Annotated in this window: 19 protein-coding genes and 1 pseudogene; 10 read left to right on the top strand and 10 right to left on the bottom strand. The window is 74.0% G+C overall.

The window, feature by feature from the left end; all coding sequences use genetic code 11:
* The first annotated feature begins 231 nt into the window (after window positions 1-231).
* From I003_RS0114010 to I003_RS0113995, 4 genes are all read left to right on the top strand, one after another.
* The gene (locus I003_RS0114010) at window positions 232-1473 is read left to right on the top strand and encodes an Ig-like domain-containing protein (RefSeq protein ID WP_027772105.1); all 1242 of its coding nucleotides are present in this window, start codon (window positions 232-234) and stop codon (window positions 1471-1473) included.
* A 105-nt stretch (window positions 1474-1578) separates the two neighbouring features.
* Window positions 1579-2346 (top strand): enoyl-CoA hydratase-related protein, encoded by a 768-nt coding sequence (locus I003_RS0114005; RefSeq protein ID WP_027772104.1) that lies wholly within the window; start codon window positions 1579-1581, stop codon window positions 2344-2346.
* Between the two features lie 294 nt (window positions 2347-2640).
* Window positions 2641-3213, top strand: a complete 573-nt coding sequence (locus I003_RS0114000) for an ATP-binding protein (protein WP_027772103.1) — start codon at window positions 2641-2643, stop codon at window positions 3211-3213.
* A gap of 34 nt (window positions 3214-3247) precedes the next feature.
* Complete coding sequence (locus I003_RS0113995) at window positions 3248-3709, top strand: PaaI family thioesterase (protein ID WP_027772102.1); 462 nt, start codon at window positions 3248-3250, stop codon at window positions 3707-3709.
* 20 nt (window positions 3710-3729) lie between these two features.
* Here I003_RS0113995 and I003_RS0113990 read toward each other — a convergent pair whose 3' ends face one another.
* Entirely contained in the window at window positions 3730-4302 is a 573-nt protein-coding gene (locus I003_RS0113990) for a TIGR03086 family metal-binding protein (protein WP_027772101.1), read from the bottom strand.
* 228 nt (window positions 4303-4530) lie between these two features.
* On the opposite strand from I003_RS0113990, the gene I003_RS0113985 reads away from it, so the two are divergent.
* Window positions 4531-6342 (top strand): GAF domain-containing sensor histidine kinase, encoded by a 1812-nt coding sequence (locus tag I003_RS0113985; protein WP_486584215.1) that lies wholly within the window; start codon window positions 4531-4533, stop codon window positions 6340-6342.
* Window positions 6343-6381: 39 nt separating this feature from the next.
* Here I003_RS0113985 and I003_RS0113980 read toward each other — a convergent pair whose 3' ends face one another.
* On the bottom strand, window positions 6382-7077 hold the full coding sequence (locus tag I003_RS0113980; RefSeq protein WP_037720825.1) for a response regulator transcription factor: 696 nt from the start codon (window positions 7075-7077) through the stop codon (window positions 6382-6384).
* 210 nt (window positions 7078-7287) lie between these two features.
* Here I003_RS0113980 and I003_RS0113975 point away from each other — a divergent pair, with 210 nt between their 5' ends.
* From I003_RS0113975 to I003_RS0113965, 3 genes are all read left to right on the top strand, one after another.
* On the top strand, window positions 7288-7911 hold the full coding sequence (locus I003_RS0113975; protein WP_027772098.1) for an Rv1733c family protein: 624 nt from the start codon (window positions 7288-7290) through the stop codon (window positions 7909-7911).
* Between the two features lie 214 nt (window positions 7912-8125).
* A complete protein-coding gene (locus I003_RS0113970; RefSeq protein WP_027772097.1) occupies window positions 8126-8839 on the top strand; it encodes a S1 family peptidase in 714 nt (237 codons plus the stop codon).
* Window positions 8840-8926: 87 nt separating this feature from the next.
* Window positions 8927-9412, top strand: coding sequence for a hypothetical protein (locus tag I003_RS0113965; RefSeq protein ID WP_051368237.1), 486 nt, complete (start codon window positions 8927-8929; stop codon window positions 9410-9412).
* Window positions 9413-9485: 73 nt separating this feature from the next.
* On the opposite strand, the gene I003_RS0113960 is transcribed toward I003_RS0113965, so the two are convergent.
* Window positions 9486-10220, bottom strand: coding sequence for a GAF and ANTAR domain-containing protein (locus I003_RS0113960; RefSeq protein WP_027772095.1), 735 nt, complete (start codon window positions 10218-10220; stop codon window positions 9486-9488).
* Window positions 10221-10662: 442 nt separating this feature from the next.
* On the opposite strand from I003_RS0113960, the gene I003_RS0113955 reads away from it, so the two are divergent.
* Complete coding sequence (locus I003_RS0113955) at window positions 10663-11313, top strand: LysE family translocator (protein ID WP_027772094.1); 651 nt, start codon at window positions 10663-10665, stop codon at window positions 11311-11313.
* A gap of 69 nt (window positions 11314-11382) precedes the next feature.
* On the opposite strand, the gene I003_RS0113950 is transcribed toward I003_RS0113955, so the two are convergent.
* The 4 genes from I003_RS0113950 to I003_RS0113935 all read right to left on the bottom strand — a co-directional run bounded on the left by I003_RS0113950 (window position 11383) and on the right by I003_RS0113935 (window position 16152).
* Window positions 11383-12471, bottom strand: a complete 1089-nt coding sequence (locus I003_RS0113950) for a DUF3800 domain-containing protein (protein WP_027772093.1) — start codon at window positions 12469-12471, stop codon at window positions 11383-11385.
* Window positions 12472-12611: 140 nt separating this feature from the next.
* Entirely contained in the window at window positions 12612-13634 is a 1023-nt protein-coding gene (locus tag I003_RS0113945) for a hemolysin family protein (RefSeq protein ID WP_027772092.1), read from the bottom strand.
* A complete protein-coding gene (locus I003_RS0113940; protein WP_027772091.1) occupies window positions 13631-15010 on the bottom strand; it encodes a hemolysin family protein in 1380 nt (459 codons plus the stop codon). The genes I003_RS0113945 and I003_RS0113940 overlap by 4 nt, the downstream gene beginning before the upstream one ends.
* A gap of 194 nt (window positions 15011-15204) precedes the next feature.
* Entirely contained in the window at window positions 15205-16152 is a 948-nt protein-coding gene (locus tag I003_RS0113935; RefSeq protein ID WP_027772090.1) for a LysR family transcriptional regulator, read from the bottom strand.
* Between the two features lie 198 nt (window positions 16153-16350).
* Between I003_RS0113935 and I003_RS0113930 the strand changes: the two genes are divergently transcribed.
* On the top strand, window positions 16351-16974 hold the full coding sequence (locus I003_RS0113930; RefSeq protein WP_027772089.1) for a snapalysin family zinc-dependent metalloprotease: 624 nt from the start codon (window positions 16351-16353) through the stop codon (window positions 16972-16974).
* Between the two features lie 166 nt (window positions 16975-17140).
* Here the strand turns inward: I003_RS0113930 and I003_RS32190 are convergent.
* From I003_RS32190 to I003_RS0113915, 3 genes and pseudogenes are all read right to left on the bottom strand, one after another.
* Window positions 17141-18175: pseudogene (locus tag I003_RS32190) on the bottom strand (chitinase); the annotation flags it as partial.
* A 319-nt stretch (window positions 18176-18494) separates the two neighbouring features.
* Entirely contained in the window at window positions 18495-19874 is a 1380-nt protein-coding gene (locus I003_RS0113920) for a DUF2252 domain-containing protein (protein ID WP_486584214.1), read from the bottom strand.
* Between the two features lie 131 nt (window positions 19875-20005).
* Window positions 20006-21886: a sugar-binding protein gene (locus I003_RS0113915; protein WP_027772087.1), complete on the bottom strand. Its 1881-nt coding sequence runs from the start codon at window positions 21884-21886 to the stop codon at window positions 20006-20008.
* Window positions 21887-21914 lie beyond the last annotated feature (28 nt).

The following is a 21914-nucleotide window of genomic DNA, read 5'->3' as shown; positions in this document are numbered from 1 at the left end:
CGATGCCGCGGAAGAGGAGGTCATCGGGTGGGAATGTCACCCGGCGTACGCCGGGGCGTCACGGGAGGGGCGCGCCGCAAGCGCCTGCGGAGCCCGTACCAGTTGGGACCGAACAGTGACAATCACGTGGCGTCGCTTGTGCGTGGCTGGGGATACCTTGAACGCAAAGGCGCGTTTGGACCACGCGCGGGGGAAGGCTGGCTCGGTGTGGGCCGAGGGGAGAATGCGGCGTTGAAGGTGGAGCGGATACGAAGGGGACGTACCCGGCACAGCCTGGCGGCGTTGCTGACCGGCGTCGTGCTCGTTCTGGTGTCGGCGTGCGGGGGCTCCGACGGCGGGGACGACGACGGTGGCAAGGGCGGCTCGGGGGGTTCGGGCGGCTCGGGCGGAGACGAGCAGAAGGTCTCCCGTGCGGTCGTCGAGATCACGCCGAAGGACGGCGCCGACGCGGTCGGCACACAGGGCGAGCTGAAGGTGACCGCGGCCAAGGGCAAGCTCGTCTCCGTGAAGGTGACGGACGAGAAGGGCGCCGAGGTCGAGGGCGAGATCTCCCGGGACGGCGCCGCGTGGGCGCCGGCCGGCCACCTGCGCACCCAGACCCGGTACAAGGTGCACGCCGTCGCGCAGGACTCCCGCGGACTGGAGTCCGCCAAGGACACCACGTTCACCACCGTCGTGCCGGAGAACACCTTCATCGGCCACTTCACGCCCGAGGACGGCAGCACCGTCGGCGTCGGCATGCCGGTGTCGATCAACTTCAACCAGCCGATCACGAACACGGCGGAGGTCGAGGAGGCCATCGAGGTCACCGCCGACCCCGACGTGGAGATCGACGGCCACTGGTTCGGCAACCAGCGGCTGGACTTCCGCCCCGAGGAGTACTGGGAGCCCGGCACCGAGGTGACGCTCAGCCTGCGCCTCGACGGCGTCGAGGGCGCGGACGGCGTCTACGGTGAGCAGCACAAGGACGTCGGCTTCGAGATCGGCCGCCGCCAGGTGAGCACGGTCGACGCCAAGAGCAAGAAGATGAAGGTCGAGCGCGACGGCGAGGTCGTCAAGACCATCCCGGTGACCACGGGTGCGCCGTCCACGCCGACGTGGAACGGCACGATGGTGATCACCGAGCAGCTCGAGGTCACCAGGATGGACGGCGAGACGGTCGGCTTCGGCGGCGAGTACGACATCAAGGACGTGCCGCACGCGCAGCGCCTGTCCACCTCCGGCACGTTCATCCACGGCAACTACTGGTCGGGACAGGCCACCTTCGGCTCGGCCAACGCCAGCCACGGCTGCATCGGCCTCTACGACGTCCGCGGCGGCGGCGACAAGTCGACGCCCGGCTCCTGGTTCTTCCGCAACTCCCTCGTCGGCGACGTGGTCGAGGTCAAGAACGCCAAGGACGAGGTCATCGCCCCGGACAACGGCCTCAACGGCTGGAACATGTCCTGGGAGGAGTGGACCGCGGAGCAGTGAGGCACAGGACGCCGCCCGGCCGGTCCGGGCGGCGTCCCGCGGGGCCCGGTGTGTGAGCAAGCGCACCGGGCCCCGCGGCGTTAATGGGCGCTAACGTGTGGTGGCATGACTGCATACCTGGAGGTCGCCGAGGGCGTCGGTACGCTGCGCCTGGACCGCCCGCCCATGAACGCCCTGGACATCGCCGTCCAGGACCGTATCCGCGGACTCGCCGCCGAGGCGGCCGGCCGCGACGACGTGCGCGCCCTGGTGGTGTGGGGCGGCGAGAAGGTCTTCGCGGCCGGCGCCGACATCAAGGAGATGCAGGCGATGGACCACGCTGCCATGGTCGCGCGGAGCCGCGGCCTGCAGGAGTCGTTCACGGCGCTGGCGCGCGTGCCGAAACCGGTCGTCGCCGCGGTCAACGGGTACGCCCTGGGCGGCGGCTGCGAGCTGGCGCTCTGCGCCGACATCCGCATCGCCGGCGAGGGCGCGAAGCTGGGACAGCCGGAGATCCTGCTCGGGCTGATCCCGGGCGCGGGCGGCACGCAGCGGCTCGCCCGGCTGGTCGGGCCCTCGCGGGCCAAGGACCTGATCTTCACGGGCCGGATGGTCAAGGCCGACGAGGCGCTGAGGATCGGGCTCGTGGACCGCGTGGTGCCGGACGCGGAGGTGTACGAGCAGGCCCACGCCTGGGCTGCGCGGCTGGCCAGGGGTCCTGCCATGGCGCTGCGGGCGGCGAAGGAGTCGGTGGACCACGGGCTGGAGACGGACCTGGAGACGGGGCTGGCCCTGGAGCGGAGCTGGTTCGCGGGGCTCTTCGCCACCGAGGACCGGGAGACCGGGATGCGCAGCTTCGTGGAGAAGGGCCCGGGGAAGGCGGAGTTCCGCTGAGCCTGCCCGGCGCGGGCCCGCGGGGCGGTTGCGCCGCCGCGGCCCGCCCGCGACGCTGCGTCACCACTACCCCCGGCCGGGGGTAGTGGGCGTCCGAACCAGGACTTCGGTGATGCGGGCGCTCCACGGCCGTCCAGCCGCCCTTCGCCAGGGAGTTTGTGCAGCTCAACAGGGTGCGGCTGAGCCGGGTGGACCGTGGCATATGCCTGTGTCCGCTCACGGAATGTAGGCTTCGGCGGGACTTGTTGGCGCGGAAGTGCCCCCAAAGACGTCCGGCCGCGCCATCATGTGGCCATGGCGGGCCCTGAGGACATCCAGCAACTCCACCGGGAACAGCCGGCGCCCCTCGCCGAACGGCGGTCGCGCGGCTCCCTGCTGCGACCGCTGCCGTCGCCCGCCTACCGGCGCTTCCCCACCTCCTCCCCGGCCGACGGCAGCGCGAGCGCGGCCCCCGGCCCCTTCGAGCAGTGGGGCAACCCGGCCGTCGGGGAGGTGCGCCTGCCCTCGCTGCCCGAGTCCGCCGGGACCGCCCGCCGGCTCGCCGAAGCGGTCGTGGTCGGCCACTGGGGGATGTCGCCGCGGTTCGCCGAGCACGCCGTCCTGCTGGTTTCCGAACTGGTCGGCAACGCCGTACGGCACACCGGGGCGCGCACGTTCGGGCTGCGCATGTCGCGGCGGGGGAGCCGGATCCGTATCGAGGTGCGCGACCCCTCGCGCGCCCTGCCGTGCCTGATGCCGGTGCGCGACATGGACACCAGCGGGCGCGGGCTCTTCCTCATCGACCAGCTCGCCGACCGCTGGGGCGTGGACCTGCTGCCGCGCGGCAAGTGCACCTGGGTCGAGCTGCGGGAGCCGGAGCGAGGGTAGGAGCGCAGCTCAACAGCCGTTACCGTGGGGTCACATGACGGACCTGGGGATCGACTTCGCGCAGAAGGTGCTCGACGAGCAGCCGTTCAGCCGGCTGCTCGGCGCCCGGATCACCGCGTTCGCGGACGGCGCCGCGACGCTGGAGGTGGATATCCGGAACGACCTGCGGCAGCAGTTCGGGTACGCGCACGGCGGGCTGCTCGCCTACGCCGCCGACAACGCGCTGACGTTCGCCGCCGGCACGGTCCTGGGCCCGGCCGTCCTCACCGGCGGCTTCTCCGTCCAGTACCTGCGGCCGGCGCGGGACGGCACGCTGCGGGCCGAGGCGTACGTGGTGCACGCGGGCCGGCGCCAGGCCGTCTGCCGCTGCGACATCTACGTGACCGGGCCGGGCGCCGGCGACACCGGGGACGCCGTGGACGGCGAGTCCGGCGGCGAGCTGTGCGCGGTGGCGCAGGGCACGATCCTCACCGCCCCGTCGCGCACCGGCGCGTAGACCGCGCGGAGCCCCGCGGCTCAGGCGCGGCGCCCGGTCAGCCCCAGCAGCCGCGTCTGCGCATCCGCGCCCGGGGACACCGGCACCGGCTCGGCGAAGAGCCCGCTGGCCGCCAGCATCGCGGCCTGCGGCTCCACCTGCTCCAGCGCGAACTCGGCCAGCTCCGCGGGCAGCACGTCGTCCGCGCCGATGCCCCGGGCCAGGTCCCAGGAGTGCACGACGGCGTCGACGGCCATCTCCAGGCAGTACGACTCCGCGGAGCTGTCCCCGTAGCTCAGATGCACCGTGCGGGCCAGGGCGACCGGCTCCGCGAAGGCCGCGCGGGCCTCGTCGGCGGCGTCGTCCCAGGCGGCCACCGGATCGTCCCCGAGCTGATCGCCGCCGAACTCGTCGCCCACCCCCTCGATCCTGTCCCCGGCGAGCAGCGGCGGCACCCACAACTGCTCGACGGTCATGTGGTTGACGAGATCCCGGACGGTCCACTCCGTGCACGGCGTGGGCGCCGCCCACTGGCCGGGCCCGACCCGGTGGACGTACCCGGAGAACTGGTCGAGCGCGGCGGCGTGCAGGGCCAGGGTCTCGTCTTTCGCCATGCGGTCACGGTAAGCCCGGTCACCGGCGGCCCGCCCGCCGAGCGGTCACGCCGCGGGTGCGGCGGGCCCGTCCGGCGGTCCGTCCTCCACGGTGCGTGAAGCTTTCCCCAGGCCCTGACCGCCTCGTGCATTCGGGTGACCGGGAACAGCTCCCGGAGCGTGACGATCTGGCTACCGTGGTGCAGGGAGGTGCTGTCTGACCTACCCAAGGTCCTGTGGGGGGATGCGATGGCGACAAGATCAGACGGAGGCGGGAAGCTGCCCCGGCTCCAGCTCGACCAGCTCCTCGACGAGCTGCAACTGCGCATCGACGAGGTGCGCGGCACCCGCGACCGCGTGCACAGCCTGCTGGAGGCGGTGCTCACGGTCGGCAGGGAGCTGGATCTGGCTCAGGTCCTGCGGCGGATCGTGGAGGCCGCGGTGGTGCTCGTCGACGCCGAGTACGGGGCGCTCGGCGTGATCGAACACGGGGAGCGGCTGGCGCAGTTCATCCCCGTGGGGATCTCGGTCGGGGAGTACGAGGAGATCGGCCCGCTGCCGCGGGGACACGGCGTGCTCGGCGAGCTGATCAAGTACCCGGAGGCGCTGCGCATCCAGGACCTGCAGGACCACCCGGCCTCGTACGGCTTTCCCGACAACCACCCGCCGATGCGCTCCTTCCTCGGCGTGCCCATCCGGGTCCGCGACGAGGTCTTCGGCAACCTCTACCTGACGGAGAAGCGCGGCGCCAAGGAGTTCGACGGCGAGGACGAGGCCGTCCTGTCCACGCTCGCCGTGGCCGCGGGTGTGGCGATCGAGAACGCCCGGCTGTACGAGGAGGCCCGCCGCCGGCAGCGCTGGATCGAGGCCAGCGGCGAGGTGACCAACACCCTGCTCTCGGGCGCGCAGGAGGAGGAGGTGCTGGGCCTGATGCTGGACCGGGCCCGCAGCATCCTCAGGGCCGATCTCGGCACCGTCGCGCTGCCCGCCGAGGGCGCCGACGAGCTGCGGATCGTGCTCGCCCGGGGCGCCGCCGCGGACGTGTTCGAAGGGCGCACGCTGCCCATGAAGGGCACGCTGTCCGGCGCCGCCTTCACCAGGGTGGAGCTGGCGATCAGCGAGGACGTGACGCAGGATCCGCGGATACGCCACGGCGGGCTGGCGGAGAACGGCATCGGCGCGGCGGTCGCCGTGCCGCTGGGCACCAGCGACGGGCTGCGCGGAGTGCTCCTGGTCGGCCGGGAGTCGGGCGGCGAGCGCTTCGGCCCGGAGGAGACCGACGCCCTGGTGGGCTTCGCCGGGCAGGCGGCGCTGGCGATGGAGCTGGCCCAGCGGCGCCGGGACGCCGAGCAACTCGCGCTCTTCGAGGACCGCGACCGCATCGCCCGGGACCTGCACGACCTGGCCATCCAGCGGCTGTTCGCCACCGGCATGACGCTGCAGAGCGCGCTGCGCTTCGTCACGCACGAGGAGGGCACGGAGCGGCTGCTGCGCGCGGTGGACGACCTGGACGAGACCATCAAGATCATCCGCACCACGATTTTCGGCCTGCGGCGGCACGAGTCCGGCCCGACCGCGCAGGGCCTGCGGCTGCGCGTGCTCAGTCAGGCCAAGGACTCCGTCGCCACGCTGGGCTTCACGCCGGTGCTGCGCACCGAGGGGCTGCTCGACACCGACGTCCCGGCGCCCGTCGCCGACCACCTGGTGGCGGTGCTCGGCGAGGCGCTCTCCAACGCCGCCCGGCACGCGGGCGCGTCGTCGGTGGAGATCGCGGTGATCGCCGGGCAGGGCCTGGTCGCGCTCACGGTGACGGACAACGGGCGCGGCCTGCCGCCCGACGGGCGGCGCAGCGGGCTGGCGAACATCGCGGAGCGGGCCCGCGAGCTCGGCGGCGAACTGAGCCTCGATGCGCCGGCCGGCGGCGGTACGCGCCTGGTGTGGCGGGTGCCGCTGGACCGCCGGGCGTCGCTGGACCGGGGCGGCCGGGCGGAGCGGGCGGCCGGGCGGGAGGGCGCAGCGGACGGCACGGACGGGAGTGCCGCGGACCCCGGCCGGGCCTGACCGGGGTCCGCGGGCCGCGGAAGGGACGTCCGGCGGGCGTCACGCGTCCGGCGGGCGGTGGGTCTTGCTGGCGAGCACCGCCGCCTGTATCCGGCGCTCCACGCCCAGCTTGGCGAGCAGCCGGGAGATATGGTTCTTCACCGTCTTCTCCGACAGGTAGAGCCGCTGGCCGATCTGCCGGTTCGTCAGGCCCTCGCCGATCAGCTCCAGCACGTCGAGCTCGCGCGGTGACAGCCCGGCGAGCACCTGGTTCTCCGGTGCCGAAGGGCCTTCGTCGCGGCGCAGGTTCGTCATCAGCCGGGCGGTGGTGGCGGGGTCGAGCATGGACTGCCCGGAGGCCACGGCCCGTACCGCCGAGACCAGGTCGCCGCCCTTGATCTGCTTGAGCACGTACCCGGAGGCACCCGCCATGATCGCGTCCAGCAGGGCGTCGTCGTCGTCGAACGAGGTCAGCATCAGGCACGCCAGTTCCGGCATCCGCGAGCGCAGCTCGCGGCAGACGCCGATCCCGTCGCCGTCCGGCAGCCGTACGTCCAGCACGGCGACGTCCGGCCGCAGCGCGGGACCCCGGGCGACCGCCTGTGCGAACGTGCCCGCTTCGCCCGCCACTTCGATGTCGGGCTCGGACTCCAGCAGGTCGCGCAGGCCGCGCCGGACGACCTCGTGGTCGTCGACGAGGAAGACCCGGATGGGGCGGGCCGCCGAGAATTGCCTTTCCACTGTCACGTCGGGCACCTTTCAGCTCCTGCTCGGCTGGCTCGATCGTCCTCGGCCGCCGTACGCGGGGGTAGGGCCGAACGGACCCATGACCGGTACTTTCCCGGGCACCCGGATGCTACGACGCGCGCGCCCGCGTGTGCGGGGTTCTCGCCGAACGGGGCCCGAAGTGCGACAGTCGGTAGGAGGGCCTTCACCCGGTGCAGGGAAAGCGGATGGGGGGTGCCGATGGCCGCGGGAGCGGGCACGGGGCGCGAGAAGTACCGCCCGGTGCGCAGAGTGTGGAGCCGGCGCAACCCCTTCCGGCGACGAACGGACGTGCTGGAGGGCTGGGCGGCTTTCGGTGCCGTCGCGGTGTTCGCCCTCGGCGGCACCGCGGTGGCCTGGGCCACCGCGTCCGCCGTCCACGAGGAGTTGTCCGGCCGCGCCGCGGAGCGGCAGCGCACCACGGCCGTCCTGCTGAAGGACGCGCCTCCGCTGACGGTGCTGCGCGGCAACGTGTGGTCCGGCGGCGAGGTGGCCGCCGGCGTGCGCTGGCGGGACGCGGACGGCAGGGTGCACAAGGGCCGGGCCCGGGTGTCCGCCGGGCTGCCGAAGGGCGCGGAGGCGGAGATCTGGACGGACCGGGCGGGACGGCACGTCGTGGACCCGCCGCCGCCCGCGGGCGACGCCTTCGTGCAGAGTGCCGCGGCGGCCGGCGGGGCGGCGGGAGCCGTCGGGTGCCTGGCGTTCGGGTGCAGGACCGCGGTGCGCGTACGGCTGGATCGCATGCGTGCGCAGGAGTGGGAGCGCAACTGGGCGCGGGTGGAGCCGCGTTGGCGGGAGGGGAGCACGGGCCCCTCCGAGCGGTAGCGGGCCGTCCGGTCCCGCGGCGGCCGGCGGCGCAGAGGGGAACCGGTACGGCGCCGACTCCGCACCGGCCCTTCCTCCCCCCTACGCCACGGTCTTCGAGGCGGAACCAGCATGCCCGCCCCGCCATGCACCCCATAGGGCCGAACGGCTCTTCTGTACGGGGCAGTCGGCCCTGCGCGACAATGCGGCTGCCGACCCCACGACGGGAGGATCCGTGAACGTACCTCGCGCTCCGCTCACCCCGTACCATGCGCCCCCGAAGCCCGTCCCGCTGACGGCCGCCTTTGCCGCCGTGCTCCTCGCCGTGCTCACCGCCCTCGCCCCGGCCGCCGCGGGGGCGCAGGAACAGGTCATACGCGGCGGTGACGTGCTCTACAGCAGCACCGGGCCGTCCTGCACGGTCGGCTTCAACGCGGGCCGCGGCGCGGAGCGTTACGCGCTCATGCAGGGCCACTGCGTCCGGGACGCCGGTCTCGTCTGGTACGCGGACGCCGCCAGGACGGTGGAGGTCGGCCGGACCGAAGGCGTGAGCTTCCCGGGCGACGACTTCGCCGTGATCCACTACACGAACCCCGCCTTCACCTACCCCGGCGAGCTGTCGTCCGGCCTGCCCGGCGGGGCGATCGAGATCACCGGCGCCGCCGGCCCCTCGGTCGGACAGCAGGTGTGCCACGCCGGCGGGACCACCGGCCTGCACTGCGGCACGGTCGTCTCGGTCAACGACACCGTCGCCTACCCTGAGGGAACGGTCTTCGGCCTGTTCCGCTCCCACGCCTGCGTGGAACCGGGCGACGGCGCCGTGCCCGCGTTCTCCGGCGGGACGGCGCTCGGCCTGATCGTCTCCGGCGCCTCGTGCAGCTCCGGCGGGGCGACGTTCTACCAGCCGGTGGTCCCCGCGCTGCAGGCGTACGGGCTCACGATCTCCTGAGGCGGACGGCCGCGGGACGGAGGGGCGGCCCGGCGAACGGCCGCCGGGCGGAGGGGCGTTGTCAGTGGGCTCGGATAGAACGGATGTATGAATTCCACGGATGCCCGACGCCAGCACTGCGCCTTCGTCCACGCCGTCCTCCGCGACCTCGCCCTGGCCGCACCGGAGCGCCTGCTCGCCGCCGCGCTCGACGGCTCGCTCGACGCCGAGCTGCGGGCGCTGTGGCGGCAGGCCGGGGCGGGGCTGCCGCCCGGGGAGCGGTCGGACGAACGGCCGGGCGGCCGGCTCGTCCGGCACGACTCCGTCCTCGTCACGCCGCCGCCCCCGGCGGCGCCCCCCGAGGCGTACTTCGTGCTGATAACGGCGCCGCCCGGGGCGCCGGTGCGGTATGCCACGCTGGAGGCGTCGCCCGGCCCCGCGGGCCGTCCCGCGGCGATGCTGTGCATGTGGGCGATGACGGCGGACGGCCCGGCCCACGCGAGCACGCTGCAGTTCCTGCCGCCGCGGGAGGACCGGTTCCTGGACGCCGCGATGGAACTGCCCGGCGTGCCGCCGACGTTCGCGCTGTCCTGAGCGCGGCTGTGCCGTGCCCCCGCCCGGCCGCGGCGTGCCCCGGGGGGCCGGGGCGGCCACCGCCCCGGCGGATTCAGCCGCCCTGCCCCGCCGGGTCGAACCCGTCCTCGACCACCTCGCGGGCCACGTCGGCCAGCGGCCGGCGGGTGTGGCGGGCGTGCCCGCGCAACAGGCGGAACGCCTCGTCGACGGCGATGCTCCGGCGCTGCGCGAGGGCGCCCTTGGCCTGCTCGATGACGATGCGGGAGTTGAGGGCGTTCTGCAACTGCGCCGCGACCGCCGTCTGCGCGGCGAGCGCGCGCCGCTGCAGGATGCCGATCGTGGCGACGTCGGCGAGCGCCTGGCCCAGGCGCAGTTGGGCGGAGTGCAGGGTGCCCGGCCGGTCGCGGAAGAGGGTGAGCGCGCCCACCGTCGTGCCCCGTAACCGCATCGGGACGGAGGCGACGAGGGTGAAGCCCAGCTCCAGCGCCCGGCCGGTGAAGCGGGGCCAGCCGGCGCACGCCCGGGTGTGCGCGAGCGGGGTGGCGGGCACCGGTCTCGCGGCGCGGTAGCAGTCGACGCCGGGGCCCTCGCCCCACTCCACCCCCGCCGACTCCAGGGCGTACGCGCGCTCGTCGGAGGCCGATGCCGTCAGCCCGGCACCGTCGTCGGTGGCGAGGACGACGCCCGCGGCGCTGACGTCGACCAGCTCGGCGCAGCGCAGCGCAAGCCGGCGCGCGTGCTGCTCGACGTCGAAATCGCTGACGAGGGTGTCGGCCAGGTCCACGAACGCGGCGGCCAGACCTTCCTCTCGCGACTCCTCGGGCATGGGGTCGTCACCTCGTTTCACGGCTGCTGTGCCGGCCGGATGTGCGACCGGACGTGCCGCCGGAGATCACGCGCGACCCACCGCCCGGCATCCGGGTACGGGGCTGAACTCGGGATGGGTTCCCGGTCGAGCGTGGGCGCGCAGCGGGACTTGCTCCCAGCGATGGGCGTTCGCTCGTGCTCCGGCGACGGCCCACCGGGGTCCGGGGTGGTCGTGGCAGACAAGATTAGACGGCTGCCGCACGGGGGGCGAAGCTGCCCCGCGGAGGCGGGCGTTCAGCGAGCGTTCCGCGGTCGTACGGGCCCCGGAGTGGCATATGCCGGGGCCATGGGGGCGTTACGGAGCCGCCGCGGACGAGGGGCGGGCGACGGCCAGGCCGGCTCCGTCCCGGCATCCGGAATTCGTTCGCCCGGCATACGGGCGCGGTGCGAGGATCGCCGCCATGGTCGACATGTCCCTCCTCGCCGCCTTCGTCGTGGCGATCTTCGTGCTCTCCGTCACCCCGGGCCCCGACATGATGTTCATCGTGGCGATGGGCGGGCGCGGCGGCTCGGGCATGGGCGTCATGGCCGCGGCGGGCGTCGCCTGCGGCATGCTCGTGCACGCCTGCGCCGCCGCCCTCGGGCTCTCCGCACTCTTCGGCGCGCTGCCGGTGCTCTACCACGTGCTCCGCTGGCTCGGTGCCGCCTACCTCGTCTACCTCGCGATCCGCGCCTTCCGGGACCGCTCGGTGCCCGGCGACGAGGACGACGCGCCGGCCGGAGCCGACGGACAGCGCAGCGGTCCACGGCACCGCCGCGCGTTCTGGCAGGGAATGATCACCAACCTGCTGAACCCCAAGGTCATCATGTTCAACATCGCCTTCCTGCCGCAGTTCGTGGACCCCGGCCGCGGCCATCTGCCGCTGCAACTGTTCGTCCTCGGCATCACCGGCGTCGTCGTCGGCTTCTGTGTCGACGGCTCGGTCGGCCTGCTCTCCGGCCGGCTGTCGCGGGCGCTGCGCCGCAGCCGCCGGCTGGCGCGCGGCCTCAACATCTTCAGCGGCACCGTCTTCGCGGGCCTGGCCGTACGGCTGGCGGCGTCGCCCCGCTGAGCGCGGATCCGCGAGGTCAGGGCCCGGGACCCGGCGGGACCGGGAGCGGCGCCGCGGGGCCGCGGGCCGTCAGGCGGAGGTGAGCCCCGCCTGCCGCGCGGGCCCGGGACCCAGCAGCGCCCAGCTCCGTCCGTCCCCCCACACCGAGTCCGCGGCGACGTACGGGCGCAGCAGCTCGTCGAGTTCGGGGTCGGCGAGGCCGGCCAGCGCGTCGGAGGCCCGCTTGCGGGCGATCCCCGCGAGGAAGTCGGCGAGCTGCACCCGCGGATCGCTCTCGGCGTCGACGAAACGCAGCCCGCGCAGGTGCGCGCGGGGCGGGCGGCACACCTCGTACAGCCGGGCCAGCCGCTCCTCGGTCAGCGCCGTCTGCCGGTCGTGCACGATCGTCACCGGCGCCCCGTCCCGTCCCCAGTACGCGACCGCGGCGGCCAGCGCCGGCAGCAGCGAGTCCAGCGCGGGCACGGTCCGCTGGTCCGTGAGGAGAGCGGCGCGCAGCGCGTCGGCCTGCGGGCGCGCCCGCCGTACGCGCTCCAGCGCGCGCCCCGCCTCGCCGGGCGCCCCGGCCCGGTGCAGCTCCTCGGCCAGCCGGAAGAAGCCGTCCGCCGACGTCTCCGCGCCGCGGCGGGTGTTGACCCACATCAGCTCGTTGAACGAGGCGAGGAACGCCTGCCAGCGCTCGCGGCCGGAGACGCGCGGGCCTGCGCGGTACAGCGCGCCCGCGGGGCCGTGCACGTCCGCGCCGCGCAGCATCGCCGCGGCATCGGCCGGGTCGGTCCCGGACACCAGCAGGTCCACGATCCGGACGGCGGCGAAGAACGCCTTCTCCGTCAGGTGCACGCGGGCGCGGCCGGGGAGCGGCCCGTCGGGCCCGAGGAACCACAGCATCGTGCCGCGGTGCTTCTCGCGCTGCAGATGGTTCGCCTTGTAGACGGTCGCGGGGGAGCGGATGCGCTCGCGCAGCTCGCGGATGCAGTCCGCCGCGTCCGCGGCCGGGACGGTCACGCCCGCGTGGGCGAAGACGTCGGTGATGCCGCCGACGAGGTTCTCGCCCTCGTAGCCGGACTCGTCGCAGAACAGCTCCGCCGCCGGCGCGAGCCGGTCGTCCAGGGGTACGCCGCCGGTGCCGCCCGCGGGCACGCCGGAGGGCGGACCGTGCATGAGCCGCCTCCCGAAGTCGCCGAGAGCGCGACCGTACCGCGGCCGGTCCCCGGAGACGAGGGGTTTTCCCCCGCGGCGCCGCGCCCGCCGGCCCGCACCGCCGGTACGGGCCCCCGGCACCGACCGGCGGTGCGGCGGGCTCAGGCCGTGGCCGGCGCGGGGCCCACCAGCTCCGACAGGACGTCCTCCATGGTGACGAAGCCCAGTACCCGCCCCTGGTCGCCGGTGACGGCGGCCAGGTGGCTGCCGGCGGCGCGCAGCGCGGTGAGCGTGTCGTCCAGCGGGGTGTCGATCGCCACCCGGGTCATCGGGTGCAGCGCGGTACGCGGGAACGGCGCGTCCCGGTCCGTCACCCCCAGGGTGTCCTTGATGTGCAGGTAGCCCAGCAGCGCCCCGCCCCGGTCGGTGACCGGGAAGCGGGAGAAGCCCGCTTCGGCGGCCAGCCGCTCCAGCCGGGCCGGGGTGACGGTGTCCTCGACGGTGGTCATGGTGCCCGTGGGCACCAGGATCTCGCCGACCGGACGGGTGCCCAGCTCCAGCGCGTCCCGCAGCCGCTCGCCGTCGGCCGGCTCCAGCAGCCCGGCCCGGCTGGCGTCGGTGACCATCCGGGCGAGCTGGTCGTCGGTGAAGACCGCGGCCACCTCGTCCTTCGGCTCCACCCGCAGCAGCTTCAGCAGCACGTTCGCGAAGGCGTTGATGCCGAAGACCACCGGGCGCAGCGCGCGGGTCATCGCGACCAGCGGCGGGCCCAGCAGCAGCACGGTGGGCACGGGGGCGGCCAGCGCGATGTTCTTCGGGATCATCTCGCCGATGAGCATGTGCAGGTACGTCGCCACCGTCAGCGCGATCACGAACGCGATCGGGTGCACGGCCGCGGACGGCACGTGCGCCGCCTCGAAGCCGGGCTCCAGCAGATGCGCGATGGCCGGTTCCGCGACCGCACCGAGCACCAGCGAGGAGACGGTGATGCCGAGCTGGGCCGTGGCCATCATCGCGGAGAGGTGCTCCAGGCCGTAGAGCGTGAGGCGGGCGCGCTTGTGCCCGCGGCGGGCCTGCGGCTCGACCTGGCTGCGCCGTACGGAGATCATCGCGAACTCCGCGCCGACGAAGAAGGCGTTCGTGAGCAGCGTCAGGGCGCCGATCCACAGTTGCAGCGCGGTCACCGGCGCACCTCCTCGGCGCTTCGGCGCTGGTCGGGCGCGACGGCCGGGCGCGTCGGGGCGGCGCCCGCCGCGTCACCGGCGGGAGCGGTGATGCGCACCCGGTCGGCGCGGTGGTGCTCGACGGCCAGGACGTCCAGGCGCCAGTGGGCCAGGTGCACCGCGTCGCCCTTGGCGGGGATGCGGGCCAGCAGCGTGGCGATCAGCCCGGCGACCGTCTCGTACGGGCCCTCCGGGGCCTCCAGGCCCAGCTCCGCGAGCTGGTCCAGGCGAACGCTGCCGTCGGCGTCCCAGGTGGGCCGCCCGTCCGCGCCGACCCCGGCCGGCTGCAGGTCGGGCAGCTCGACCGGGTCGTGCTCGTCGCGTACCTCGCCGACGACCTCCTCCACGATGTCCTCCATCGTGGCCACGCCGGCGGTGCCGCCGTACTCGTCGATGACCACGGCCATCGTGCGCCGCTCGCGCAGGTGCTCCAGCAGCCGGTCGGCGGGGAGCGTCTCGGGCACCAGCAGCGGCTCCGTAGCCAGCTCGGTGACCGGCGTCGCGGCCCGGGCGCGCGGCTCCAGGGCGAGCACGTCGCGGATGTGCACCGTGCCGACGACCTCGTCCAGGCTGTGGGCGTAGACGGGGAAGCGGGACAGGCCGGTGGCGTGGGCGAGGTTCGCGGCGTCGGCGGCGGTGGCGCCGGACTCCAGCGCCTTGACGTCGACGCGGGGCGTCATGACGTTGACCGCGGTCAGCTCGTGCAGGTGCAGGGTGCGGACGAACAGCTCGGCGGAGTCCGCCTCCAGCGCGCCGCCCGCGGCGGAGTGCCGGGCCAGCGACACCAGCTCGTCGGGCGTACGCGCCGAGGCCAGCTCCTCGGCGGGCTCCAGGCCGGCGCGGCGCACGAAGCGGTTCGCGGTGCTGTTCAGATGGCGGATGAACGGGCCGAAGGCGGTGGTGAAGCCGCGCTGCGGTCCGGCCACGGCCTTCGCCACGGCCAGCGGCCGGGCGATCGCCCAGTTCTTCGGCACCAGCTCGCCGACCACCATCAGGACCACCGTGGACACCGCCACGCCCAGCACGGTCGCCACCGGCGAGGCCGTGCCGCCCAGGCCCAGGGCCTCAAGGGGGCCGCGCAGCAGCGTGGCGAGCGACGGCTCGGCCAGCATGCCGATGACCAGCGAGGTCACGGTGATGCCGAGCTGGGCGCCGGAGAGCTGGAAGGTGAGCCGGCGGACGGCCTTGAGGGCGCCCTCGGCACCCCGCTCACCCGCGGCGGCGGCCCGCTCCAGGTCGCCGCGCTCGACGGTGGTCAGGGAGAACTCCGCCGCCACGAAGATCGCGCAGGCGAGGGTGAGCGCAAGGGCGGCGAGCAGCAGAAGGATCTCGGTCACCGTGCCACCCCCGCCCCGTCACTCGTTTTCCGGCGGGCTGTGGCACGGCTGGTACTGGGAGGTTCGCCCATTGCGGGACGCTGCTCCTTTGTGAGTCGGCGGGTGTGTCGGACTGTCTCCTGTCGAGTGTCCCCGACACCAGAGTAAAGGGATAGTAAACCGGCTCCCGCGCCCGCGGCCAGGCGCGGCGGGCGTCAGGTGAGCAGCAGCGGGTTGTCGTTGCGGTGCAGCCAGCGCAGGTACGTCTCGGTGGACCTGGCCGCCTCGCGGTAGGCGTCCTCCAGCGCGCTGTAGACGGCGTGGAACTCGCCGTCGGTGGTCGAGGCGGCCCGGGCGGCCAGCAGCAGCCGTACGGTCAGCGGGTCGCCGCGCAGCGGCCTGATCGCCATGCCGGGGCGCGGCGTGGAGGTGGGCTGGCACGGGGTGACGGCGACCCCGGCCCGTACCAGGTCGGCGGCCGTCAGGTAATCGCCCTGGATGACCCGCAGCTCCAGCCCGGCGCTGGCGAACATCCGGCGAAGGCCCTGCCACTCGCCGTCCACGTGCGGATCGACGACCCACGGGTGCCCGCGGAGGTCGGCGAGCGCCACCTCCTCGCGCTCGGCCGCGGGGTGCGCCGAGGGCAGGGCGACGAACTGCGGCTCGCGCCAGAGCAGCGTGCGCTGGCCGACGCCGTCGGGTACGCGCAGCGGGCAGCCGGTGACCTCGTGCACGAACGCGACGTCGAGCTGGCCCTCCGCGACCATCCGCAGCAGCGAGTTCGGCGACGGGTCGACGCGGATGGACACGTCCGTGTCCGGAAACCGGCCGCGCAGCCGGCACAGCCAGCCGGCCACCGCCCGGTTCGCGGTGCTGCCCAGCCGCAGCCGCGGCCCGCTCTCCAGCGCGCGGGCCTCCTCGCGCGCCTCGCTGACCAGGGTGGACATCTCGGCGATGATCGGCCGGGCCCGGGCGGTCAGGGAGCGGCCGAGCGCCGTCGGGCGGCAGCCCGAGCGGTCGCGGACGAACAGCCTGCCGCCCACGGCCCGTTCGATGCGGTTCAGCTGGGCCGTCAGGGCGGGCTGGGAGACTCCGAGCCACCTGGCCGCCCCGTGGACGCTCCCGGCGTCGGAGATCGCGCACAGCGCGCGCAGATGCCTCAACTCCAGCTCCACGCGGGGGAGCATAGTCGTATTTATTTGTCAGGGGCACTACACCTATGCGCCGATCGGCCCCGGCGGCGGGCGCGGCGGGCGGGATCGTACGCCGCTATCACCGGATGAGATCTGCCCCCGGCCACCTCTTGCCCCGCAGACTCCTCACCGACCGACCGACCAATCGTTCGTGAGGAGAAACCCCCCATGAAGCTCTCCGGAAGACTGGTCTCCACCGCCCTGGGCCTCGGCCTGGCGCTGACCGGCCTGGCCGCCTCCCCGGCGCCGGCGGCCGACCACCACGACCGGCAGACGACGCAGGCCACCGCGGCGTACGTCGGGCACGACAAGGGACAGAAGGCCGAGTACCGGGCCTTCTTCGAGATGATCCGGGACAAGGCGCGCGAGAAGCAGGCCGCGGAACCCGGCTACCAGGCCATCACCCTCACGTACAACGACGCCAGCGCGCCCAGCTACCAGGGAGACATAGCCCAGAGCACCCAGATCTGGAACAACGCCACCAGCAACATCACGCTCGCGGAGACCTCCGGCTCCGGCGACTTCAGCTACCGCCAGGGCAGTGACCCGCGCGGCAGCCACGCCGTGACGGACGGCCGCGGCCACGGCTACGTCTTCCTGGACCTCCAGCAGACGCAGCAGTACTACTCGCTGCGCGTCGTCGCCCACGAGACCGGCCACATCCTCGGTCTGCCGGACAACTACAGCGGCCCGTGCAGCGAACTGATGTCCGGCGGCGGCCCCGGGACGTCCTGCATGAACGCCTACCCGAACGCGGACGAGGCCGCCCGCGTGGACCGCAACTTCGGCTGAGCCGGCGGTCCCGGCCGGGGGCCACGCCCTGAGCCGGACGCCGGCCGAGCCCGGTTCCGGCCCCACACGGGACCGGCGGGCCGCCCCGACGGGACGCGCGCCCCGGCGGCCCGACCGCGCCCGCCCCGCAGATGCGCGGGGCGGGCGTGGCGCGCGCCGGGGGCCCTTACGGCCAGTAGGCGTCGAAGTTCCGGGAGAACTCCCGGTCGTTGTACCGGTCCCAGTTGATCGACCAGGTCATCAGCCCGCGCATGCCGGGCCAGGTGCCGTGCGTCCGGTACGCGCCGCAGTCCGTGCCCTTCGTCAGGCAGTCCAGCGTCTTGTTCACCTCGCCGGTGGAGACGTACCCGTTGCCCGCCTGGGCGCTGGCCGGCATCCCGATGGCCACCTGGTCGGGGCGGAGCGCGGGGAAGAACCGCTCGGCGTCGCCCGCGACCGGGAAGCCGGTGAGCAGCATGTCCGTCATCGCGATGTGGAAGTCGGCGCCGCCCATGGTGTGGTACTGGTCGTCCAGGCCCATGATCGGCCCGGAGTTGTAGTCCTGGACGTGCAGCAGCGTCAGCGAGTCGCGCAGCGCGTGGATCACCGGCAGGTACGCGCCGCAGCGCGGGTCCTGCCCGCCCCACTGGCCGGTGCCGTAGAACTGGTAGCCCATCTGCACGAAGAACGTCTCCGGCGCCATCGTCAGCACGAAGCCCTCGCCGTACCCGGCCTTGAGCGTCTTCAGCGCCGAGATCAGGTTGACGATCACCGGCGTGGTCGGGTTCCGGAAGTCGGTGTCGTCGCTGTCGAGCGAGAGCGAGTGGCCCTCGAAGTCGATGTCGACGCCGTCGAGTCCGTACTCGTCGATGATGCCGCTCACCGACCGGACGAACGCGTCCCGCGCCGCCGCGGTGGTCAACTGGACCTGTCCGTTCTGCCCGCCGATGGACAGGAGCACCTTCTTGCCGGCGGCCTGCTTGGCCGCGATGGCCGCCTTGAAGTCCGCCACCGGCTCCACGTTCGGGCACTCGGTCTGCGGACAGAGCGCGAAGCGGATGTCGCCGGACGTGGGGGAGGTGGGCTCGCCGAAGGCGAGGTTGATGACGTCCCAGCTCTCCGGGACGTCCGCGAGCCGGGTGTAGCCGGAGCCGTTGGCGAAGCTGGTGTGCAGATAGCCGACCAGGGCGTGCTCCGGGAGGGCGCCGGGGGCGGCGCCGCCGGCGCGGACGGGGCCGGGCCCGGCGGCGCTTGCGGGTGCGGTGGCGCCGGCGGCGGTGCCGGAGAGCGCGCCGGCCAGCAGGGCGAGCGCGGCGATCAGGGCCGCAAGGGACGCGGCGGGTCGGGAGCGGGGCCTGGGCACGCGCGGAAATCGGTCCACAACTGCCTCCGTGGCTAGGGGTGTTGGGGCCTGGCGGGGGGTACGCGAGGACAGGTTGGTCCAGACCAATAATGATGTCAAGGGGACGCGTGCACGTCGGGGTGCGTACGCCGTCCGCGTACGCACCCCGCGCCCTGTTCCGTCGTGCTCCGGGCTTCTGTCAGAGGCCGGAGATCCGCCCGTTGCGGAAGAGGTCGACGAAGATCTGGTGATCCGCCCGCGCCCGCGCCCCGTAGGCGTGCGCGAAGTCCACCAGCATCTCGGTGAACCCCTCGGCGTCGGCCGAGATCGCGCCGTCGATCGCCTGCTCGGTCGAGAACGGCACCAGCGAGTGCCCGCTCTCCGCCACGTCCGCCGCCGCGTGCATGGTGGCGGTGGCCCGCCCCAGGTCGCCCACGACCGCCCTGGCCTGCTCCGGGTCGTCGATGTCGGACCAGTCCAGGTCCACCGCGTACGGCGACACCTCCGCGACGAGCTGCCCCGCCCCGTCCAGCTCGGTCCAGCCCAGCCACGGGTCGGAGGCGGCCTGCAGCGCGCGCTGCGAGATGACCGTGCGGTGCCCCTCGTGGCGGAAGTAGCCGCGGATCGCCGGGTCGGTGATGTGCCGCGCGACCGCCGGAGTCTGGCCGCGCTTCATGTAGATGACGATGTCGTTCTCCAGGGCGTCGCTGTGCCCTTCGAGGAGGATGTTGTACGAGGGCAGCCCCGCGCTGCCGATGCCGATGCCCCGGCGGCCGACGACGTCCTTCACGCGGTACGCGTCCGGCCGCCGCTCCCGGCCGCCGGAGGGCAGCGTCTGAAGATAGCCCTCGAAGGCGTCCAGCACCCGGGTGCGCGTGGCGGCGTCCAGCTCGATGGCGCCGCCGCCGGAGGTGAACCGGCGCTCGAAGTCCCGTACCTCCGTCATCGACTCCAGCAACCCGAAGCGGGTGTGCGTGCGGGCGGCGCGCAGCGCGCCGAGGAGCGGTCCGGTGGCGGTGTCGAGGGTGAAGGGCGGCACCTCGTCGTCCTTGGCGCCGGCGGCCAGCGCGCGGATGCGCTCGCGGTAGGCGTCCGCGTACGCCCGGACGAGGCCGCTGATCTGCCCGTCGCTGAGCGCCTTGGTGTAGCCGATGAGCGCCAGCGAGCCCGCCAGCCGCTTGACGTCCCAGGTGAACGGGCCGACGAACGCCTCGTCGAAATCGTTGACGTTGAAGACCAGCCGGCCGTTGGCGTCCATGTACGTGCCGAAGTTCTCGGCGTGCAGATCGCCGTGGATCCAGACCCGGCCGGTCTGCTCGGTCAGGAACGGGTCGTCGCGCTCGCCGGCTTCGAGGTCGTGGTAATAGAGGCAGGCGGTGCCGCGGTAGAAGGCGAACGCCGAGGCGGCCATCTTGCGGAACTTCAGCCGGAAGGCGGCGGGATCGGCGGCGAGCAGCTCGCCGAATGCGGAGTCGAAGACGGCGAGTATCTCCTCGCCGCGCTGGGCGTCCCTGGTGTCCGTGACCATGGCGCTCACGATACCGGCGCGCCGCCACGGGACCCGGGGCGCCCGGGACACACGCCCGTGCCCCGCCGCGCGGGCGGGGCACGGGACGTACGCCGGCGGACACGCGCCGGTGACGCGTGTCCGCCGGCTACTGCGCCGGTGCGGAACGCCGCCGCGGGGTAACGGCCCGCGAGCGGCCCGGCTCAGCGGCGCGGGCGCGGGCCGACCGCCAGCGGGATGCCCGTACGCCGCGACTGGGCCACCGACGCCGGGGAGTCCTCGCTGCGCGCCGCGTCCTTGGGGATCTCCGGTTCGGCGGGCTCCGCCGGCCGGTCCGCCGGCGGGGTGTAGCCCTCCAGCGTCGCGCTGCCCCAGACGTACGGGTCGGCCTGGGCGCTGCCGAACGGCGACCACGCCAGCCGGGTCTGGCCCGTCTTGTCGTCGGTGTCCGAGTCGTACACCAGGACGTTGAGCGCGAACTTCTCCGGGTCCGCCGCGGCCGGCAGGTCGGCCAGCGCGATCTTCGCCTCGATCGTGTAGCCCTGGTACGGGTCCGAGACCACCGAGACCACCCGCATGCCGGGCGCCGTGGTGGCCGCCGGACCCTGCCGGTTGTCGCCGTCGCGCTCGGCCGCCGCCCCGCCGCCGTTCGCCGTGTACGGGAAGATGCCCGTCTTGAACGTGGTCGAGGTGTCGTCCGCGGTGCCGCGCGGGTCGAGGGTGATCTCGACGGCGTCCGTACGCCAGTGGCGCTTGGCGTCGCTCTCCTGAAGCGCCGTTCCCCTGCGGTCGTCGGTGACCTTGACGAACACGTACAGGTCGTCACCGTGCCGCGAGAGCTTCGCCGTGGCGGAGACGTCCTCCGCGCCGGCCTCTTCACCCTCCCAGTGCACCAGCGGCAGTTCGGGGCCCGGGTACTCGCCGGGGCGCTCCACGCCGTCGAGCACCGGGGCGGTGGCGACCTCGGGGATCGTCGTGGCGGGCGCCTCGGGGTAGGCCGGCTGCGCGTCGTTGGCCAGCCACGGCAGGCCGACGCTCCGCGTCCAGTCGCGGAACTCCGCGTACAGCGGGCGCAGCCCGTCCTGCTCGCGCACCTTCGACTTCACGGCCCTGCCGTCCGCCGCCAGGACCGTGAACCAGTCCGAGCCGAGCTGCTCGGGGTCGGTCGGCACCTGCGGCGGCCTCGCGGCCCAGCCCTGCGTGACGTACCTGCGGGCGGCGTCCCGCTCCACCTGCGCCCAGCTCGTGCCGTGCTCCTCGCTGCGCACGCCGGAGAAGACGCCGAAGACGGGCAGTCCGCTGGCGCGGTCCGTCCGGCGCTGCTTCGGCGCGTCCGGACCGAGCAGGCTGCCGAAGCCGTAGTTCTGCGCGAGCAGCAGCCGCGGCCGGTGCGGGCGGTAGCCCTCCTTGGTGATCTGCGAGCGGAACGCGCGCGGGTCGCCCGCGAGGAAGAACGCCTCGATCGCCAGCCGCGCGGACAGTTGGTGGCCGCCGTGCTGGTTGAAGGGGCGCGGATCCATCGTCACGACCGTGTCGGGCGTGGTGGCGCGGATCAGCCGGACGATGCGCTCCAGGGTGTCGTCCCGGTCCCAGATCGCGGCCGTCAGCGGGCCGGAGAGTGTGTACCAGAAGTCCGGCTTGTCCAGGTAATAGATGTTGTCGATGCCGGCGAGGCCGACCGCCTCGCGCTCCTCGTCCTCCCGCATCAGCCCGAGCGGCGGACCCTCCTCCGGGCCGACCGCGTTGCCGCCGCCCTCGCCGCGGGTGACGGTGAGCACGCCGGTGCTCAGTCCGTACTGCTCCCGCCACTGCCCGAACGTCGAGAGGGTGCCTGCCTCGTCGTCCGGGTGCGCGCCGACGAAGAGCACGTCGTTGTGGGCGCGGTCCCGCCGCCCGTGCGGCGCCCGGCGCGGGCGCGGCACGCTCCACTCGTCCGCCCACGCGGACGGTGCGGTCGCGCCCAGCGCCGTACCGACGATGCCGGACACCAGCGCGGCCGAGACCAGCCGTCGGCTCGGCCCCGTCCCGTCCGCGTCCCGCGCCTGTATGGGCTTCGTTCTGTCCCCCTGCGGTGCTTTCGTCACCGATGTCCTCCCCTGGACGTACGCGGTG

The sequence above is a fragment of the Streptomyces sp. CNQ329 genome (assembly GCF_000482585.1).
Note: the sequence above shows the minus strand (reverse complement) of the source record. Positions and strands in the feature narration are given on the sequence as shown.

Coding starts and splice junctions, on each gene's coding strand:
- I003_RS0113975 (WP_027772098.1), top strand. CDS start 7,288: ATGGCCGCGGGAGCGGGCACGGGGCGCGAGAAGTACCGCCCGGTGCGC.
- I003_RS0114005 (WP_027772104.1), top strand. CDS start 1,579: ATGACTGCATACCTGGAGGTCGCCGAGGGCGTCGGTACGCTGCGCCTG.
- I003_RS0113960 (WP_027772095.1), bottom strand. CDS start 10,220: ATGCCCGAGGAGTCGCGAGAGGAAGGTCTGGCCGCCGCGTTCGTGGAC.
- I003_RS0113950 (WP_027772093.1), bottom strand. CDS start 12,471: ATGCACGGTCCGCCCTCCGGCGTGCCCGCGGGCGGCACCGGCGGCGTA.
- I003_RS0113955 (WP_027772094.1), top strand. CDS start 10,663: ATGGTCGACATGTCCCTCCTCGCCGCCTTCGTCGTGGCGATCTTCGTG.
- I003_RS0114000 (WP_027772103.1), top strand. CDS start 2,641: ATGGCGGGCCCTGAGGACATCCAGCAACTCCACCGGGAACAGCCGGCG.
- I003_RS0113995 (WP_027772102.1), top strand. CDS start 3,248: ATGACGGACCTGGGGATCGACTTCGCGCAGAAGGTGCTCGACGAGCAG.
- I003_RS0113985 (WP_486584215.1), top strand. CDS start 4,531: ATGGCGACAAGATCAGACGGAGGCGGGAAGCTGCCCCGGCTCCAGCTC.
- I003_RS0113990 (WP_027772101.1), bottom strand. CDS start 4,302: ATGGCGAAAGACGAGACCCTGGCCCTGCACGCCGCCGCGCTCGACCAG.
- I003_RS0113965 (WP_051368237.1), top strand. CDS start 8,927: ATGAATTCCACGGATGCCCGACGCCAGCACTGCGCCTTCGTCCACGCC.
- I003_RS0113930 (WP_027772089.1), top strand. CDS start 16,351: ATGAAGCTCTCCGGAAGACTGGTCTCCACCGCCCTGGGCCTCGGCCTG.